The sequence below is a fragment of the Corynebacterium sp. MSK032 genome, from assembly GCF_030232065.1.
Taxonomy (GTDB): Bacteria; Actinomycetota; Actinomycetes; order Mycobacteriales; family Mycobacteriaceae; genus Corynebacterium; species Corynebacterium jeikeium_D.
Window position 1 is genome coordinate 1 of sequence record NZ_JASPJR010000022.1, and the last position, 16,640, is coordinate 16,640.

A 16,640-nucleotide genomic window follows, 5' to 3' on the forward strand; every position below is an offset into this window, starting at 1 on the left:
CACTCAATCGGCATCCAGAAAGGCCAAATCTAACCCCCGCGCGACACGCCGAGCCAGACACACATTTTGTCGTTTAAGGCAAAAAGTAGGGTTCAGCAGCCAACGACGAAACCCTCCCTCGCCCGGATAACTCCAGGTGAGAGAGGGTTTCTACTTGGTCGGGGTAGCGGGATTTGAACCCACGGCCTCTTCGTCCCGAACGAAGCGCGCTACCAAGCTGCGCCATACCCCGAGGCCGCAGACACGAACTGGGAACATACGTCTCAGTGCTGTGCTTGCGAGGACTTACTTTAGCCCGACGCTGAGTCAGAATGCAAAACGCCTGCTTAACGGGCTGTGGGGACAAGCCGCGGTCTCCGCCGCGCCCTTACAAACTACGAACTGCACCCTTACAAACTACGAACTACGAACTACGAATCCCGCTCCACAACCTCAATCAAGGTCGCGGATGGGCGGCAGAACAAGCGCACCGGAGCGTAAGGGGAAGTGCCAAGGCCATTGGAGACATGCAGCCATGTCTTCTCGGTCCAGCGCGACAACCCCGAGGCCCGCGAGCGGTCGATACCGCAGTTGGTCACAATGGCCTTCCCGCCGGGCAGGCACACCTGGCCACCGTGTGTGTGACCAGAAAGCACCAGGTAGTAGCCGTCTTCCGCAAAAGCATCCAACACGTGGGGCTCTGGCGAGTGCGACAGGCCGATAGCGATGTCGGCATCCGCATTCGGAGCACCGGCGATCTGCGAATAATCCTCCAACTCGTGATGAGGGTCATCTACACCGGACAGCGCCACCTTCACGCCACCCGCCACAAACTCCAGCCGGGCATGGGTGGCATCCTGCCAGCCGTGCTCGATAAACGCAGCGCGCATGCCGCGCCACGGCAGTTCGACGCGTGAGGGCTTGCGCTTCTTGCCTGTCAGGTACTTCAGCGGATTGACAGGCCGTGGCGCGAAGTAGTCATTCGTACCGAACACGAAGGCACCCGGACGGTTCAGTAGGGGGCCGAGCGCTGCGAGGACACTGGGGACGGCCTTGTCGCTGCCCAGGTTGTCGCCGGTATTAATCACCAGGTCAGGGTTCAGAGCATCGAGGCTGGCAACCCACTTCTGCTTCAACTTCTGGTCGGGGAGCATGTGGAAGTCGGAGACATGCAGAATCCGGAAAGGCTCACCCTCGCGCTTTCCCACCCGGGCGAGCGTGCCGGGTGCCAGCACGGGAACTTGCACACGGTGGAGTTTAAATGCACGCAATTCGATTTGGTTCGCGTAGAGGAACGTCGTCAAGCCAAGCGTGGCGAGAGCTGCGGCAGACCGCAGAATTTGGTTGGAAAAAGCGCGCGATGTCATGACAGAGACACTATCAACTACAGCGGTAATCTAGGGCGTATGAGTGAACTGAAGAACACAATTGTCTCCGATATGACCGCCGCGATGAAGGCCCGCGACAAGGAAACCGTTGCGGCGCTGCGCATGCTGAAGGCCGCCATCCAGACCGAGGAGGTTTCCGGCTCCAAGCACGAGCTCACCGATGACGAGGTGCTGCGTGTGATTGAGCGGGAGGTCAAGAAGCGTCGCGAGTCCGCTGAGATGTACGCCCAGAACGGCCGTCAGGAACTTGCCGACGCCGAACTCGCCGAAGCAGAGGTTTTCGCCCGCTACCAGCCGGAACAGCTTGACGACGACGCCGTGAAGAACCTCGTCGCGGAATCTGTGGCCGAGGTTGCTGGCGATGACGCGCCGAGCATGAAGATCATGGGCCAGGTTATGAAGGTGGCTAAGGAAAAGGCCGCTGGCCAGGTCGATGGCAAGCGGCTTTCCGAGGCCGTTAAGGCTGCCCTGCAGGGCTAATCACGACCCTTCGGGGTTCTTTCCAGTGCCGCGGTGACTTTTAGCAAGTTGCCGCGGCCATTTTTTTTAAACCGGCAGCTTCTAGAACGGCAGCAGCGGAATCAGATCCCGCAAGCTCGGCGCTGGCGGAGTGTTTGGCCGAGGGAACTGCGGTAGCGGATCCGGCCGGGGCGTCGTCGACTCCGGTCGCGGCGACGGCGCTGGTGGCGGGGTCGGACGGCGGGTGCCATCGGCCACGCGGATTGTGACGGTGCCACCCTTGAGAAGCAGCGGTGGCTGATCCAGCCCGACCACGATTCCGCGCGACTCACCCGTGTGGGACACTGTACGTTCCTCGACCTTGTAGCCAGCCTTCTTAAGGGTCTCCCGAGCCTCGGCCTTCTGCATGCCCACCACATTCGGCATTTGGGTGATAGAGGTGCCCAGGCCGTAGTCCGAATCCAATGGGGGGAGGTTCTTTCCGCCGTAGTCCTCGATAATCGGGCCGACTGCGCCGAACCATGTCCGCGCGGGCTCACGACCACCAAAGAGGTTGCCGCTTGGGCACTGGCGCAGCGGCGACGTGCACAGCTCCGTGACCGTCGGGGTGTCGTTGTAGACGTACACCGATCCGGCCAGACCGCCGGTGAAGCCCAGGAATGCCGCGGACTGGTTCGACTCGGTGGTACCGGTCTTAGCCGCGACTGGGCCTTCCCAATTCAGCTCTTTCGCGGCATCCTTCGCGGTGCCATCGGTGGCGTCATTGCTGAGCGCATTAGCGATCGCGTGCGCGACACCCGGCTCCACTGCCTGCTCGCACGGTGGCACATTCAGCTTGACCGCATTGCCCTTGGAGTCCGTGATCGACTCAATTGGAGAGGGCTCGCACCAGCGGCCATTGCTGGCCAGGGTGGCAGCGACATTGGACAGCTCAAGGTTATTCACCGCCGTCGGACCCAGCACGAATGAGCCGAGCTTATGCTCCGAGACATAGTCCGCCACCGAGGACTCGCCATCAAAACTGCCCGGCTCCGTGTATGAGCGCATGCCCAGGCGTACTGCCATGTCCATCACGCCATCAACGCCGACCAGCTCCGAAATCTGAATAAAAGGAGTATTCGGCGATCGCGCGAGCGTCTCACGCAGTGACATCGACGGTGGGAAACTGCCTACGTTCTCCACGCAGTACAGGCCCGGCGGGCAGCCCTCTGCGCCACCGGTGCCCAGCCCGGAGGCCTCATAACGACGTGGCACCGGGAAGTGGGTATCAATACCAAGCCCCTTTTCCACCGCCGACGTCGCCGCGAAAATCTTAAAAATCGAGCCCGCGCCATTGCCCACCGGCGTAAATGGCTGCGGCTGCACGGTCTGCATTTGTTCCGCATCGAGGCCGTATACGCGTGACGACGCCATCGCGAGCAACTTCCTGGAGTCATCCCCGGGCTCAAGCAAACTCATAACCTCGGCTGCGCCATCCGCAGTCGGTGATGCCTGCTGACGCAGAGACTCCTGCACGCTGTCCTGCACACGCGGGTCCAGTGTGGTCTTCACATGGAAGCCACCGCGCTTGAGCTTCTCGGTCTCAATACCGTGGTTCTCCAAGTAGGAGACCACATAATCACAGAAGAAACCCCGATCGCCCGCCGCGATACAGCCCTGCGGCAGGCGCTGAGGCTCTGGGAGAATACCGAGATCAGCTGCCTTGGCGTCCTGAGCCTCCTGCGGGCCAATTGCTCCCGTGGATTCCATGGCCGCAAGCACGTCGTTACGCCGTGCATGCGCACCTTCCGGATTTGTATACGGATCGAGCCCGGAGGACTGCTGAACCATGCCCGCGAGCAGAGCGGCCTGCGGGACATTCAGATCGGACGCGGGAATGCCGAAGTATGTCTGAGCTGCAGCTTCCACGCCGAACGCGCCGTTGCCGAAGGGGACCAAGTTCAGGTACTTAGTCAGAATCTCGTCTTTCGTCAGCTCATCTTCCAGGTCCAACGCGATGCGAATCTCGCGAATCTTGCGACCATAATCCGTGGCAGTAGCAGCGCGGCGCTCCGACTCCGACTCTGCGTCCACCAGCAGCGTGTGGTTCTTAATCAACTGCTGCTCAATTGTGGAGGCGCCTTCCTGCACCGACTGAGACATGAAGTTCTTTACCGCCGCACGAGCAGTGCCCTTCCAGTCCACACCAGAGTGCTCATAAAAGCGCCTATCCTCCACGCTGACCAGCGCATCCTTCATAGCTGGCGAGATGCGTTCCGACGGCACATTAAACCGCCGCTGATCATAGAGCCACGCAATTGGCTCATCATTCCGATCCGTAATAGTGGTGACCCCCGGTGCGTCCTTAGAAATCACCGACCGCGACGCCGACGCGAATTCATCAGCCGTGCGCGCGACGAGGTAGGCCGAGCCGCCCACAAGAGGAAAGAGGGCGCTGGCCACAATCAACGCTGCCAACACAGTGGCAACGGAGAGCTTGAACAGCGTCGAACCTTTATTCACAGCAATCACACTACAAGGTAGGGCGGATTGAGCCGAAGTGGGTTTTCGAAAATCCACCTAGTGACATGCCCGGGGAGTCCAGTAAAACGCCTGGCGAGCGGGGGAGGGGCGCTACGAATGCCCTTACAACACCACGCAACTCGTCGTGTAGTGGTTTCCGGAAAAAGATTTCCATAGTGACGCAAATCACCCCCGTGCTTTTGTTGGAAAAAGTTGCCCCACCTGCATCGTTATATTAAGAGCTGCGCCACGTCCACCCTTCTAGTGTGACCCAATCGACATTATTTGGGTGGTGTGAATAGACTTACAACAAAATTTCAGCACTATTTAGTTGAAACTATTTCGAAATAACGAAAATCGCAGGCACGAGGAGGCTACAATGACCGCCACGATTCCAGATCGCAACCGCACTGCTACTACGCCAGAATACGAGCTCGGTGTAGAGAGCTTCCGCGATCGCCAGGAGTGGGTCCCGCGCGCTAAGTGTCGCGATATTGACCCGGATAAGTTGTTCGTTCGCGGCGCCGCACAGCGCGAAGCTGCAGTTATCTGCCGCCACTGCCCAGTGGTTCTGCAGTGCCGTGCCGACGCTCTGGATAACCGCGTCGAGTTCGGCGTCTGGGGTGGCCTGACCGAGCGTCAGCGCCGCGCAATGCTGCGTGAGCACCCGGAAATTACTTCGTGGGCCGACTTCTACGCTGAGCAGTACGCAGCTCAGCGCAAGGCAAAGCTGGCTAAGTAAAAACCGAACTTAGACCGAAGTAAAACTGAACCCCCCAGCGCGCGAGGCTGGGGGAGAGATAAAGTAGCTTCCATGACTACTAAATGGGAATACTTCACCGCACCGCTGCTCATTCACAACACCAAGGCCATCCTGGACAACTTTGGTGAGGACGGCTGGGAACTCGTCACCGTTCTCCCGGGCCCGACCGGCGAAAACCATGTTGGTTACTTCAAGCGCCCGAAGACTGACTAATTACCTCAGTGTCTAGTATTTAACTAACAACGGCGGTTGTGCTTTCGATTGGCAGCTGACTCACGGTTGGCTGCCATCTTTCTTTGGCCGGCTTTATTCGCCCGGCCCTAGCCGCCGTGGAAAGGCTTAACTTAAATGAGCAACTCTGAATCTCGCACTCCTTCCCAAGCCCTCGAGGACCTCGGGTTTACCCTGCCTGCCGTTGCCGCGCCAGTTGCGGCCTACGTACCCGCAACGCGCACGGGCAACCTTGTTTTCACTTCCGGTCAGCTCCCATTCGTAAACGGTGAGCTCACCCACGTCGGCCACGTCGGCGCGGAAGTCACTGCTGAGGAGGCCAAGGAGGCCGCCCGCACCTGCGCTCTCAACGCTTTGGCCGCAGTCGATGCCGAGGTCGGTCTCGACAATATCGTCCGCATCGTCAAGGTCGTCGGCTTCGTCAACTCCGCCGCCGGATTCACTGGTCAGCCGGGCGTTATCAATGGAGCCTCGGAACTCTTCGGCGACGTCTTCGGCGAACGCGGCCAGCATGCTCGTTCGGCAGTGGGTGTGAATCAGCTTCCGCTGGACGCACCCGTGGAAGTCGAGATCATCGTTGAAGTAGCCCAGTAGCTGCTGTATTTGGTGCCGTGACCAGTGGGGATGTTGCGTTCTCCGGGACGTCGTAAAGCGTGCTTACACCCAAATGAGCCGAATTGGAGGGCGTAGCCCGCTCCCCGGATTGCACAACCACGTAGGATAGAGGACATGGAGCATCCTGCGTATAGCCAACTGCGTCAGATTTCTCAGTCCGTGGGCGTCGTTCTGTGCCCGAACCCCAGCTACTCTTCGCTGGAGGGTACGAACTCCTACGTTATTAAGGCTGAGGGGGATAGCCGCAGCATTGTCATCGATCCGGGTCCGGAGGACGAGGGACACCTGAACGTCCTCCAGCGCTATGCCGGCGACGTTGCGTTGATTCTGCTGACGCACCGTCATGGCGACCATGCTGATGGCGCCGCACGTTTCCGTCAGCTCACCGGCGCGCCGATTCGTGAGCTGGAGTCTCAGTACTGCGCGGGAGGTCAGGATCCGCTTGTCGACGGCGAACGTATCGTCCTCGACGGAGTGACTCCGCAGATTGAGGTCGTGGCAACCCCTGGTCACACCGCTGATTCTGTCTGCTACTTCATCCACACTGGTGATGGCGAGGATGATGTTGAAGGCATCGTTACCGGTGACACGATCGCTGGCCGCCACACCACTATGATTTCGGAGACCGACGGCGACCTGGGTAAGTACATGGAAACCCTGAAAATGCTGGATTCGCGCGGCAAGGGTGTTCGTCTGCTGCCTGGTCATGGTGCTGACCTGCCGGACATCACTGTAATGACGCAGAAGTACATTGAGCGTCGTAAGCTGCGCCTGCAGCAGGTGAAGGATGCCGTTGCCAAGCTGGGCGACGAAGCTACGGTCGACCAGATTGTGGATGAGATTTACACGGATGTCGATCCGGTGCTGCGTCATGCTGCTGAGCAGTCGACTCGTGTGACCCTGCGCTACCTGCGCGATCACGGGGAGTAATTGCTGGGCTTCGGCTTGGGCTTCGGCCGGTTGCTGGGCTGGTCTGGGCTGGGCTTAATTGAGACTGGGCTGAAGCCGAGCTTGAGTGAAGCTGAGCTTGACTCACCGCATGAAAAGAGCGTGTGACCTGCAATTTTGCGGGTTGCGCGCTTTTTGTTTGGGCTAGTGCCGGTTGGGGTGGGCTAGTGCCGGTTGGGTGGGTTGGCCTCGTCGGGGCCAGCTCAATCACTTATCGATGAGGTATCCACTTGTCGATGAGCTATAGCGCGCGCACAAGTGAACAGCGCATCGATAAGTGATTGATGCAAGGAGAAATCGGTGAATGGTGCATCGATAGGTGCCGGGAAAGCATCGATAAGTGGCAGAAAAGCATCGATAAGTGCGCCAAACTTGGCCGGCATGCCAGGTCAGCATGGCAGGCCGGCATACCAGGTCAGCATGCCAGGCCAGCGGGGGAAGACAACAAAAATCCCGCGAGCCTCATGCGTTTCATGTGCTCCTACGGGAACCGAGGATCCAAAAGCAGAGGCTGCGGGATGTGAGTCGTTTGGGCAGCGCCGCAAGCGCCACAAGCTAACGTGCGCCACAAGCTAACGTGCGCAACAAGCTAACGTGCGCGTCGAGCCAAACGCTCCGTATCGGAGATGAGCACGGACTTGCCCTCAAGGCGAATCCAGCCGCGGTGGGCGAACTCTGCCAGAGCCTTGTTCACGGTTTCCCGGGAGGCGCCGACGAGCTGTGCGATTTCCTCCTGAGTCAGGTCGTGGTTCACGCGGAGAGCAGAACCTTCTTGAACACCGAAGCGATTAGCCAGCTGAAGCAGGGACTTAGCAACGCGACCAGGGACGTCGGTGAAAATGAGGTCAGCCAGCGAATTGTTGGTGCGGCGCAGACGGCGGGCCAGCATGCGCAGCAGCTGAGCTGGAACATCAGGGTGTGAACCAACCCATTCCTGCAGCTGATCGGCACTCATGGACGCGGCGGAAACTTCGGTGACGCAGACCGCCGAAGAGGTGCGCGGGCCCGGGTCGAAGATGGAGAGCTCGCCGAACATGTCGGACGGGCCCATGATGGTCAACAGGTTTTCACGACCGTCGGCTGAGCGACGAGCCAGCTTCACCTTGCCATCAATAATGATGTAGAGCCGATCGCCCGGCTCACCCTCATTGAAGATGGTGGTTCCACGCGGGAAGCGAACCGTCTCGAGCTCGCCGAGCAAGGCCTGCACAGCCTCCTGGTCGACTCCCTGAAATACACCGGCCCGGGAGAGAATCTCCTTGACGTCATCCACGGTAAAATTCTCCTGTCTTTGGCCACTAACCACCGTAAATACAGGCCAGCAGCCGCCAAATTAGCACTCGACTACAGATTGCAGTGGCCAAACAGGAAGAGAAACTGCCCCGTCCCACTAGTCCCACTACTTTCGGTCTTTCCCGGTAACGCCGCTGCCAGCTTTCAAGGCAGGTTCATCCCTGGGCGAATTTCACGACAAATCGCCACTACAGATGCATCCCAAAACTACGCCGTCACCAAGATGTGATAAACACCACTGTAGCAAAAGAGCCACTGCGCCTGTGGGGAATTCTGGTGAAAAGCCGCTGAACTGTGTATTTATAACTAATAATTCGCTAACGGTGTTCCAAGATGTGGTGGGGCATGACTTCTTTGGTTTTTGACCGAATATGCCCGAGCTGCTACCGGTTCCATCCGCATCCCGGACGAATCTAAAGATTCAGCTCGCGAAAGGTGCGCACGCGAATTGCAATCCGGGGTAGCCGATACACTACGACCATGGATACGACCGGCAAGGCATCGTCGATAAGCAAGCATCAGACGATAAACAAACCCCAGCCCACGCACCCGCAGGGATCCCTGACGTCGAAGAAGCGTCGGGCGGTGGGGGCGCATCCGGCGGCGCGGGGGAAGGAGACGCGCCTGGGTATGGTGCGGCGCGCGCGGCGGATTAACCGCACGCTGGCGGTGGCATACCCGAATGCGCACTGTGAGCTGGACTTTCGTAATCCGTATGAGCTTGCGGTGGCGACGATTCTGTCGGCGCAGTGTACGGACGTGCGGGTGAATATGACCACGCCGGCGCTGTTCGCTAGGTACCCCACCCCTGCCGATTTGGCGGTTGCGAATCAGGAAGAAGTCGAGGAGCTCGTTCGACCGACGGGTTTCTATAGGAATAAGGCCGCCAACATTATCGGTTTTGCGCAGGGGGTGATGGAGCAGCACGGCGGCGAGGTTCCGGGCACGTTGGAGGAGCTGGTGAAGCTGCCGGGCGTGGGGCGAAAGACGGCAAACGTGGTGCTGGGGAATGCTTTTGGGGTGCCGGGTTTGACGGTCGATACGCATTTTGGGCGTCTGGTGCGGCGCATGGGGCTCACAGAGCAGGAAGATCCGGTGCGCGTTGAGCACGAGATGATGGAGGTGCTACCGCGCGCGGAGTGGACGTGGTTTTCGCATCGCCTGATTTTCCACGGTCGCCGGGTGTGCCATTCGCGCCGGGCGGCGTGCGGGGCGTGCTTCTTGGCGGCGGATTGCCCGTCGTATGGTGTCGCGGGTCCGGCGGAGCCGGAGACGGCGGAGAAGTTGATTAAGTCAGACGACAGGGAATGGCTTCTCTACCTGGCCGGTCTTAATGACGGCTACAGTGGGGAGAAACTTTCCGCGCTTGACGACGGGGATAGCGCGCGCAACACCACAGCGACACAGGACTAGTCGAGGAGCACTTTTCGTGAATGAGCAGGGCGGTCATAGTCACAATGGTGGCCACTATGAGGATCGGCAGGCGGACGTTAACCGTTCGGCATCGCTGATTACGCTGCTCATCGCGGGAGTTAGCATTGTGGGTCTGGTGATTTTCGCGATTGTGAATACCACTAGTGGCAATGACGAGACCGATGGTGGTGGGACCGGATCTGGTGTGAGTGTCGGTGCGGATGGCGCTGGCAGTGATGGCGATGGCCGTGATGGTGAAGTGGATGGTGCGTCGGCAGCGCCAGCGATGTCGAAGGATGAGATCGCGGCGGTAGCGGGTAGTGGCTCACTGACCGGTGTGCGCTTGCCGCTGTTGGCGGAGTCGGGAGACTCGGCAGGCCAGGACAACGAGGCTGGGCAAGTGGAACTGGTGGACATGGGGCAGGTCGTCGAGGGCAAGCCGACAGTGCTTAATGTCTGGGCGTGGAACTGTGCGCCGTGTCGCCAAGAGCTACCGCTTATTGAGCAATGGGCCAAGGACAATCCGGACGTGCAGGTGGCGACGGTGCATGCGGCTCGCGAGGCGGGGCGTGGCCAGGCCTTCCTGCAGGAAATCGGAGTGAAGCTACCGACCTACTCGGACACGGTCGACGTGGTCGGACCAGCGTTGAATCTACCGCGAGTTGTGCCCATCACCGTGGTGTTTAAGGCAGATGGCACGGTGGCGACCATTCATCCTGGTGAATTCACCGATGCGCAGCAGATTACTGATCTCGTGCGAGGTGCATTGAAGTGACTCAGGGACAGTCGTGGAATCGTGACGCAAGCTCGGGGCTGTATCTGCCGAAGTGGTTGACCAATAGTTTGCCGCCGCACCTGGTCAGTGCTGATCACGACGCGGCAGGTCACGCCAGCAGCGCCAGCCACGCCACAACAGGCCACTCGGAGCAGCAGGTGGCCGGTCGCTCCGCTTCGTCGTCAAGCGTGAAGCGTGCGTTTGCGAAGTTGCGGCGAGACTCCTCGACGCAGGAGAAACCGTTGCGGAATCCGGCGCGGTCGGCGGTGTTGGTGCTGATCAGCGGTGATGCGGAGGCGCACCAACGGCCGGAGGATGCCAGCGTGGTGCTTACACACAGGGCGACAACCCTGCGTAAGCATGCAGGCCAGATGGCTTTTCCGGGCGGTCGTGTCGATCCCGAGGACGTGGATGAAATCGATACCGCGCTGCGTGAAGCCGAGGAAGAAACCGGCCTGAACCGAGAGACGGTGACGCCGGTGCGGGTGCTGGACTCGATTGACATTTCGCGGACTGGCTTCGCAGTCAATCCGGTGTTGGCGTATTGGCATGCACCGCATCCGCTGCGTGTGGTCGACCCTGCAGAGACGGAATCGGTGCTCAATGTGCCAATTAGCCATCTGACGAATCCGGACAACCGCATGATGCTGGGCTATCACGGCTGGACAGGACCGGCATTTAAGGTTGGTGACTTCGTCGTTTGGGGCTTTACCGGCGGCGTGCTGTCCTACTTGCTAGACGTGGCCGGCTGGTCAGAACCGTGGGACGACACCAACGTGCAGAAACTTTTGCCAGTGCTCGCGCGTTCCGCTAATGGTGAAAAACTGTCCGTACTGAAGGGAGGCCGACGATGATGCCTGCAATCGCTGTGTTTGACGTTGCGCTGCTGGCGATTTTCATTTTCACGCTTATCGTCGGCTGGCAGCAGGGCGCCGTCTCGTCGATTATGGCCATTTTGGGCGTTGTCCTGGGCTTGGTCATTGGTGTGCCCTTGGCGCCGCTAGCTATGGCGCAGGTCGAGAACCAGTCGGGAAAGGTTCTCTTGGGCCTCGGCACGGTGATTCTGTTGGCGTTGATTGGTCATGCGGTGGGAACAGTGGCAGGGCAGTCGCTGCGGAATACCATTCGCTCGCCGTTGGCCGTCGGCCTGGATTCGAGCCTCGGTGCCATCGTGCAGTCCGTGACTGCGCTGGTAGTGACATGGATGATTGCCGTGCCGCTGGCCACCGCCGTGCCCGGGCAGTTCGCCGACTGGGTGCGTGAGTCCAAGGGCATGAACCTCATTGACCAGGTCGCGCCCGACGAATGGAGCGACGGCTTCAGTGGCATCCTCCGTCAGCTTCGCGATGATGGAATGCCCGCCATCGCTCCGCCATTCGGCTACAAGCAGAACGTCCCCGATGAACCCGTCGACCCCAATGTGATTTCGCAAGGTGTCGTCGACAGTATTCGACCGTCCATCGTCCGCGTCTTGGGCGAAGCCCCGCAGTGCGAACGTTTGCTGCAGGGTACTGGCTTTGTCATCGCGCCGGATTTGATTCTGACAAACGCGCACGTGGTCGCTGGCGCCACCACTGTTCGGCTGGAAACCGTGGTCGGCATGGCTGACGCGAACGTCGTGCACTACGATCCGCTTGACGACGTCGCACTGCTCCGAACCACCGACCTACCCCTGGAGCCCATGCAGTGGGCGGATCAGGAAGCTCGTCCGGGCGATGACGCGGTAGTGCTGGGCTTTCCCGAGTCCGGCCCCTTTAAGGCCACACCTGCGCGCGTGACGGAGAACATCATTATTCGAGGCCCGGATATTTATTCGTCGACCAGGCACGAGCGTCAGGCCTATGTTCTGAAGGCAGATGTGCGCCACGGTAACTCGGGCGGCCCACTGATTACGCCGCAGGGCCAGATCCTGGGCTTGGTCTTCGGTGCCGGTGTGAACAATGACCAGACTGGTTACGCGCTGACGCACGCCGAGGTCCAGCCACACATCGATGAGGCGATGGATAACTACGGAGCGATCAGCACGCAGGAGTGTGTGGCGGGGTAAGCGGAAAGTTGTGTGTCTGTGGGCAGGTCAGCCCCAGCTGCAACCGCAGGAGAGTTCCGGCTAGCTTCAGCCGAGCCTGAGTCTAAGACCCCTCCGGCAACCAGTGCAGGTGATTCCTGATTGCCTGCACCACAGCCTGAGGTTTCTCTGCCGGCAGGAAGTGCCCACAATCCGGCACAACGCGCACGTGACTCGAGCTGAGCTCCACTAGCGCACGTGGGGTACGAGTGTCCTGCTCGCCGACGAGCAGCACCGTGTGCTCATCGCTTTTCGACGAGCCCTCCACCGCACTCAACCACTTGCGGAAAGCGGCCGGAGCCGGTCGCGTCCACCAATTCATGTGAGCCAGTGCAGGGCGGAGTGCCCCACTGGCCAGGCTGTCAGCCATGAGTTCCGCGGTCTGTTTTCCCTCGGGGGTCTCGGCAAACCCTTGCCCGGTGGTGGACATGGACTCGCGCACGATGCGGTCAATAAGCCGCTGCTGGCGAGCCTCAGCCGCCTGCGTGCTGAACTTATTGCGACGCAACTGCGGTACCCGTGGCCGCGAGTCCCACCACGAACGGCGCAGCAGAGGAGCCAGGCTACTGCGGAAGTCCTCCGACCACGGGCTCTTCAACTGGTTCAGCCACACTTTCGGATGTGCAGCACCACAACCAATAATTCCGGAGACAAGATTGGGCTGCCGCGAAGCCAACGTCCACGCCACCCAGGTGCCGAACCCCTGACAGACCAGCAGCGCGGTCGAGTGCCCCAACGAGCGAATCGATGAGGCGATGTCCTGGGCCGCCTCAAACGGATCGTAGCCTTGTGGTGTTCGGTCGGACTGACCGTAGCCACGCATAGAGATAGCCACAGCGTGCACGGGGAGGGGGTCGCCCGAGTCGTCGTTAAGCAGTGGCAGAACCTCGCGCCATTCAAACCAACCGCCAGTCGAGCCGTGAATAAACAACACGAGCGGATCGGAGGGGCGGCCGCACTCGGCGATGTGTAGGCGCTGGCCGCGGACGTGAATGAGACGATGACGCCAGGGGCCAGTGAGAGAATCGCTGAGGGAGGTCATGAGGGGAAAATACCTTTTCCGAAGGGCTTAAACCGGGACTGAATAAGACAAAAGGGCGAGACCAACAAGTCCCGCCCAATTTCTTTTAAGCCTTTAGGTGTACATACCGTTCGACTGCGAAGACTTCTTCGCCGACCCCGACGGCACGACCCCCTTCAGCTCCTGCATCGACTCGATGGTCTTCTCCGGCTTGCGGATCGACTTGACCTTCTTCAGACCCAGCAGTGCCGCGACACCGGCGATGACCAGCATCAGAACGAAAACGATGAGGAACGCAGCCCAGGTTGGCAGCCAAACATCCAGCAGCCAGCCGAGGAAGAAGAAAAAGAAGAACGAGGAGTACAGTGCGACGACGCCGGCAACCGCGAAGAAGCCACCGCCAACTGCGCCCTTCTTAGCCTCGCCAGCAATTTCGGCCTTGGCCAGCTCAATCTCAGAGCGAACCAGAGCGGAAATCTGCGAAGAAGCATTAGACACGAGCTGGCCGACGCTAGCATCACCCGATGCGTTGCTATCCACATCACTCAGCGGGATAGCGGTAACACGCGGTTCGGTGCCGTCGGTAAAGAGACCCTTCGTATCGTCGTTGCTCACGTGTACTTCCTCCTACGCAGATGGTTGGAAAAGATGGTTTGAAACTTTAAAACTGCAGTTACAAACTGCCATACTACCTCTGATTGTGGGTAGGGCGCGCCATAAGGGCGAAAAAGCCAAGAACTCGTTGAAGTTTTTCTCATCTTTGACCATTTCTATATAAGTTTGTCACTTACTTAGCGGTGAAGAATTAGGGTGTGGGATATGAACAATCAGCCTGAGAACGTGCGTGGAGCCGATGGAATTGGCGCCGGTGCTGGCAATGGTGTCGGCAATGGCGCCGGTGCCGGAAAGGGGGGCCTAGCTGGCATGAGCCTGGGTGTGTCCTCCGTGTCGGCGAAGAAGCGCGCAGAGCGTGAGGCAGCGCAGGCGAAGGCATCTGAATCGGGTGCCGGTGGCGCTGACAGTGCTCCCGCCGCTGCTATTCCGCAGCTTGACCCCAAGGACCCCCTCGCGCCCCTGTGGCAGCTCGACGGCGTTGCGCACGCGGCTGATGTCGCGGCCAAGGCTATCCAGGCCGTCCACCGACACAAGGCCAACCTGCGCAAGCACAACGTCACCGGCTCCGAGTCGGTCCTGCGTGGCGCTCGGGCATCGGCGTGGCTAGAAGGCGGCGAGCCATCGCTTCCCGACGACGGCAATATCACCGACCCCGTGCTCGCAGCAGCCCTGCGGGTTGCCGACACCATTTCCCCCGAGTCGATTGGCGAGACCACTCGCGTGTGGCAGCGCGCTCCGCAGCAGGTGCTGGCCAAGTTTGCGTTGAACGCATCGCCCGCAGGTGAAACTGAAGACGGTTCCGAGGCGCGGATGAAGGCCGGCCGTCCGGTCGGTGACGACAAGCTCTCGTCCGCGATGAAGGAGCAGCGTCTGCACGTGCTCGGTGACTTCATCACTGGCCGCAGCCAGATCCACGCAGGTGTGCTCTCGGCGATTGTGCACGGTGAGCTGCTGACTCTGCGCCCCTTTGAGTACCACAACGGCATCATCGCCCGCGCCGCCTCGCGGCTGACGACTGTCGCAACCGGCCTGGATCCGCGTGGCTTGGCCGTGCCCGAGGTCTACTGGACTCGCCACCGCCAGGAGTATTTCGAGGCCGCAGAGGGGTTCGCGTCGGGAAGCGCCGATGGCCTGCGTGCGTGGATTCTCCTGCATCTGGAGGGGCTGAAGGCCGGTGCCGTGGAAGCGCGCGGTATCGCCGACGCCGTGTAAGCGGTCTGGGTAGGCGGGCCGGCTGCTGGATGGTGGGTTAGTCGGCCTTTGGCTCGTCGTCGTTTTTGCGCAGTGCCAACAGCGTCGCACCCGCGCCAAGCGCCAGTGTGACGCCGGCAAGAATTGCAGCATTGCGTTTCGACGGCGCGCGAAACAGCGGGACGGGATTCCGGAATTGGCGCACAGGCCACTCACGCTCCGCCGCAATCTTGCGCAGAGCGCGATCGGGATTGACCACAACGGGATGGCCGACTGTAGCCAGCATGGGCTCATCAGTGATGGAATCCGAGTATGCGAAGCATTCGGCCAGGTTGAACTGGCGCTTTTCCGCTATCCGACGCATCTGCACAGCCTTGTTTTCGCCTCGGCAGAAGAACTCCGTTTCACCCGTGAAGAACCCATCGCGGACCTCCAGCTCGGTGGCCACCACGTTGTAGACACCGAGTGCCTGCGCAATGGGCTCAACAATCTGCCGAGCCGATGCCGAGATAATGAACACCTGATGCCCCCGTGCGCGGTGTTCACGAATGAGCTCCAAGGCCTCGGCGTAGATGTACGGCGTGATGTTCTGCTCTAGGGTTTCGATCGCGACCTGGCGCAGTTCCCTGGCGCTGTGACCAGCGATAAGGGCGGAAAACTGCTCGCGCGTGGCCTCCATTTGCGCCTCATCGTGTCCCTGTGACATGTACAGGGCGTGACTGAGTGCCATTTGCAACATGTCCGTCGGCGAAATGATGCCGCGCTCGAGGAATTGCTTGTTGAACGCATATGCCGAGCTCTTGGCAATAATGGTTTTATCCAGGTCAAAGAACGCAGCGACGTGAGAGTTAGCGGTGGCGGGAGCATCGTCCACGATGCCTGTGTTCGTAGAAGCGTGCGGCTGCGGCGTTGTTGAAGCCCTGTTCTCGCCGGTGTTCATAGACTCTGAGCTTACCCATGGATGTCGGGCTCGGGGAGACGTGGGATGTCGGGCTCGGGGAGACGTGACATCGAATATCGTGACATCGAACATATTGGGCATTAAATCCTTTAAAAGGTATTTGCAGATTCCTCGTGATATGTAATACTTGGACGTGGCTGGCCCCTTCTAGTTCTTTTTAGAAACAGACTGCGAGGCCGCCCCGGCTCAATCCCCCCCCGAGCCGGTTAAAGACGCCTCGCGCCAATCCCCCCCCGGCGCGGGGCGTCGCCCCTTTTTTGGCCCAATGTTGAGGGGCATGTAGTAAAAATGCGGGCTGCAAATGTGAAACTGTGCGAGTCTATGACACTTTCAGGCCTTTTTTCGGGGTTAAGTAGCAAAAAGTGTGTCCGCTCGGCGTGTTGCGGGGCGGGCACACCGTTTGTTACTTCATGGGGCCTTT

At 59.9% G+C, this 16,640-nt stretch carries 16 protein-coding genes and 1 tRNA gene; 10 read left to right on the forward strand and 7 right to left on the reverse strand.

What is annotated here, in order from left to right; genetic code table 11:
* Positions 1-155 precede the first annotated feature (155 nt).
* Together QP995_RS10375 and QP995_RS10380 are read right to left on the reverse strand one after the other, a co-directional pair.
* A tRNA-Pro gene (locus QP995_RS10375) sits at positions 156-232 on the reverse strand.
* Positions 233-410: 178 nt separating this feature from the next.
* Positions 411-1,346 (reverse strand): metallophosphoesterase, encoded by a 936-nt coding sequence (locus QP995_RS10380; protein ID WP_284853185.1) that lies wholly within the window; start codon positions 1,344-1,346, stop codon positions 411-413.
* A gap of 39 nt (positions 1,347-1,385) precedes the next feature.
* On the opposite strand from QP995_RS10380, the gene QP995_RS10385 reads away from it, so the two are divergent.
* Positions 1,386-1,847: a GatB/YqeY domain-containing protein gene (locus QP995_RS10385; RefSeq protein ID WP_016421920.1), complete on the forward strand. Its 462-nt coding sequence runs from the start codon at positions 1,386-1,388 to the stop codon at positions 1,845-1,847.
* An 81-nt stretch (positions 1,848-1,928) separates the two neighbouring features.
* Here QP995_RS10385 and QP995_RS10390 read toward each other — a convergent pair whose 3' ends face one another.
* Positions 1,929-4,337: a transglycosylase domain-containing protein gene (locus QP995_RS10390; RefSeq protein ID WP_502869804.1), complete on the reverse strand. Its 2,409-nt coding sequence runs from the start codon at positions 4,335-4,337 to the stop codon at positions 1,929-1,931.
* 370 nt (positions 4,338-4,707) lie between these two features.
* Between QP995_RS10390 and QP995_RS10395 the strand changes: the two genes are divergently transcribed.
* The 4 genes from QP995_RS10395 (at position 4,708) to QP995_RS10410 (ending at position 6,867) form a co-directional block, all read left to right on the forward strand.
* The gene (locus tag QP995_RS10395) at positions 4,708-5,070 is read left to right on the forward strand and encodes a WhiB family transcriptional regulator (RefSeq protein ID WP_038627417.1); all 363 of its coding nucleotides are present in this window, start codon (positions 4,708-4,710) and stop codon (positions 5,068-5,070) included.
* Positions 5,071-5,142: 72 nt separating this feature from the next.
* On the forward strand, positions 5,143-5,304 hold the full coding sequence (gene sp36, locus QP995_RS10400) for a Sp36 family protein (RefSeq protein ID WP_141744780.1): 162 nt from the start codon (positions 5,143-5,145) through the stop codon (positions 5,302-5,304).
* A gap of 135 nt (positions 5,305-5,439) precedes the next feature.
* A complete protein-coding gene (locus QP995_RS10405; RefSeq protein ID WP_070549772.1) occupies positions 5,440-5,916 on the forward strand; it encodes a RidA family protein in 477 nt (158 codons plus the stop codon).
* Between the two features lie 135 nt (positions 5,917-6,051).
* Entirely contained in the window at positions 6,052-6,867 is an 816-nt protein-coding gene (locus tag QP995_RS10410) for an MBL fold metallo-hydrolase (RefSeq protein ID WP_070432015.1), read from the forward strand.
* A gap of 607 nt (positions 6,868-7,474) precedes the next feature.
* Here QP995_RS10410 and glxR read toward each other — a convergent pair.
* Positions 7,475-8,158, reverse strand: a complete 684-nt coding sequence (gene glxR, locus QP995_RS10415) for a CRP-like cAMP-activated global transcriptional regulator GlxR (protein ID WP_005511668.1) — start codon at positions 8,156-8,158, stop codon at positions 7,475-7,477.
* Between the two features lie 500 nt (positions 8,159-8,658).
* Between glxR and nth the strand changes: the two genes are divergently transcribed.
* From nth to QP995_RS10435, 4 genes are read left to right on the forward strand one after another with little or no spacing between them, the layout of a single operon-like run.
* Positions 8,659-9,591 carry an endonuclease III gene (gene nth, locus QP995_RS10420; RefSeq protein WP_420921455.1) on the forward strand — a complete coding sequence of 311 codons (933 nt, stop codon included), beginning with the start codon at positions 8,659-8,661 and terminating at the stop codon, positions 9,589-9,591.
* A gap of 16 nt (positions 9,592-9,607) precedes the next feature.
* On the forward strand, positions 9,608-10,366 hold the full coding sequence (locus tag QP995_RS10425; RefSeq protein WP_070652843.1) for a TlpA family protein disulfide reductase: 759 nt from the start codon (positions 9,608-9,610) through the stop codon (positions 10,364-10,366).
* Positions 10,363-11,220 (forward strand): NUDIX hydrolase, encoded by an 858-nt coding sequence (locus tag QP995_RS10430; protein WP_016421925.1) that lies wholly within the window; start codon positions 10,363-10,365, stop codon positions 11,218-11,220. Before QP995_RS10425 ends, QP995_RS10430 begins: the two co-directional genes overlap by 4 nt.
* Positions 11,217-12,413: a MarP family serine protease gene (locus QP995_RS10435; protein WP_070862513.1), complete on the forward strand. Its 1,197-nt coding sequence runs from the start codon at positions 11,217-11,219 to the stop codon at positions 12,411-12,413. Before QP995_RS10430 ends, QP995_RS10435 begins: the two co-directional genes overlap by 4 nt.
* Positions 12,414-12,495: 82 nt before the next feature.
* Here the strand turns inward: QP995_RS10435 and QP995_RS10440 are convergent, their stop codons facing one another.
* Together QP995_RS10440 and QP995_RS10445 are read right to left on the reverse strand one after the other, a co-directional pair.
* Positions 12,496-13,473: an alpha/beta fold hydrolase gene (locus QP995_RS10440; RefSeq protein ID WP_070862512.1), complete on the reverse strand. Its 978-nt coding sequence runs from the start codon at positions 13,471-13,473 to the stop codon at positions 12,496-12,498.
* Positions 13,474-13,566: 93 nt separating this feature from the next.
* On the reverse strand, positions 13,567-14,067 hold the full coding sequence (locus QP995_RS10445) for a phage holin family protein (RefSeq protein ID WP_016421928.1): 501 nt from the start codon (positions 14,065-14,067) through the stop codon (positions 13,567-13,569).
* Positions 14,068-14,271: 204 nt separating this feature from the next.
* Here QP995_RS10445 and QP995_RS10450 point away from each other — a divergent pair, with 204 nt between their 5' ends.
* Entirely contained in the window at positions 14,272-15,279 is a 1,008-nt protein-coding gene (locus QP995_RS10450; RefSeq protein ID WP_350309322.1) for a Fic family protein, read from the forward strand.
* Positions 15,280-15,316: 37 nt separating this feature from the next.
* Here the strand turns inward: QP995_RS10450 and QP995_RS10455 are convergent, their stop codons facing one another.
* Positions 15,317-16,198: an HAD family hydrolase gene (locus QP995_RS10455; RefSeq protein ID WP_284853187.1), complete on the reverse strand. Its 882-nt coding sequence runs from the start codon at positions 16,196-16,198 to the stop codon at positions 15,317-15,319.
* Positions 16,199-16,640: the final 442 nt, after the last annotated feature.

Coding starts and splice junctions, on each gene's coding strand:
- QP995_RS10405 (WP_070549772.1), top strand. CDS start 5,440: ATGAGCAACTCTGAATCTCGCACTCCTTCCCAAGCCCTCGAGGACCTC.
- nth (WP_420921455.1), top strand. CDS start 8,659: ATGGATACGACCGGCAAGGCATCGTCGATAAGCAAGCATCAGACGATA.
- QP995_RS10455 (WP_284853187.1), bottom strand. CDS start 16,198: ATGAACACCGGCGAGAACAGGGCTTCAACAACGCCGCAGCCGCACGCT.
- QP995_RS10410 (WP_070432015.1), top strand. CDS start 6,052: ATGGAGCATCCTGCGTATAGCCAACTGCGTCAGATTTCTCAGTCCGTG.
- QP995_RS10385 (WP_016421920.1), top strand. CDS start 1,386: ATGAGTGAACTGAAGAACACAATTGTCTCCGATATGACCGCCGCGATG.
- QP995_RS10380 (WP_284853185.1), bottom strand. CDS start 1,346: ATGACATCGCGCGCTTTTTCCAACCAAATTCTGCGGTCTGCCGCAGCT.
- sp36 (WP_141744780.1), top strand. CDS start 5,143: ATGACTACTAAATGGGAATACTTCACCGCACCGCTGCTCATTCACAAC.
- QP995_RS10450 (WP_350309322.1), top strand. CDS start 14,272: ATGAACAATCAGCCTGAGAACGTGCGTGGAGCCGATGGAATTGGCGCC.
- QP995_RS10440 (WP_070862512.1), bottom strand. CDS start 13,473: ATGACCTCCCTCAGCGATTCTCTCACTGGCCCCTGGCGTCATCGTCTC.
- QP995_RS10395 (WP_038627417.1), top strand. CDS start 4,708: ATGACCGCCACGATTCCAGATCGCAACCGCACTGCTACTACGCCAGAA.
- QP995_RS10435 (WP_070862513.1), top strand. CDS start 11,217: ATGATGCCTGCAATCGCTGTGTTTGACGTTGCGCTGCTGGCGATTTTC.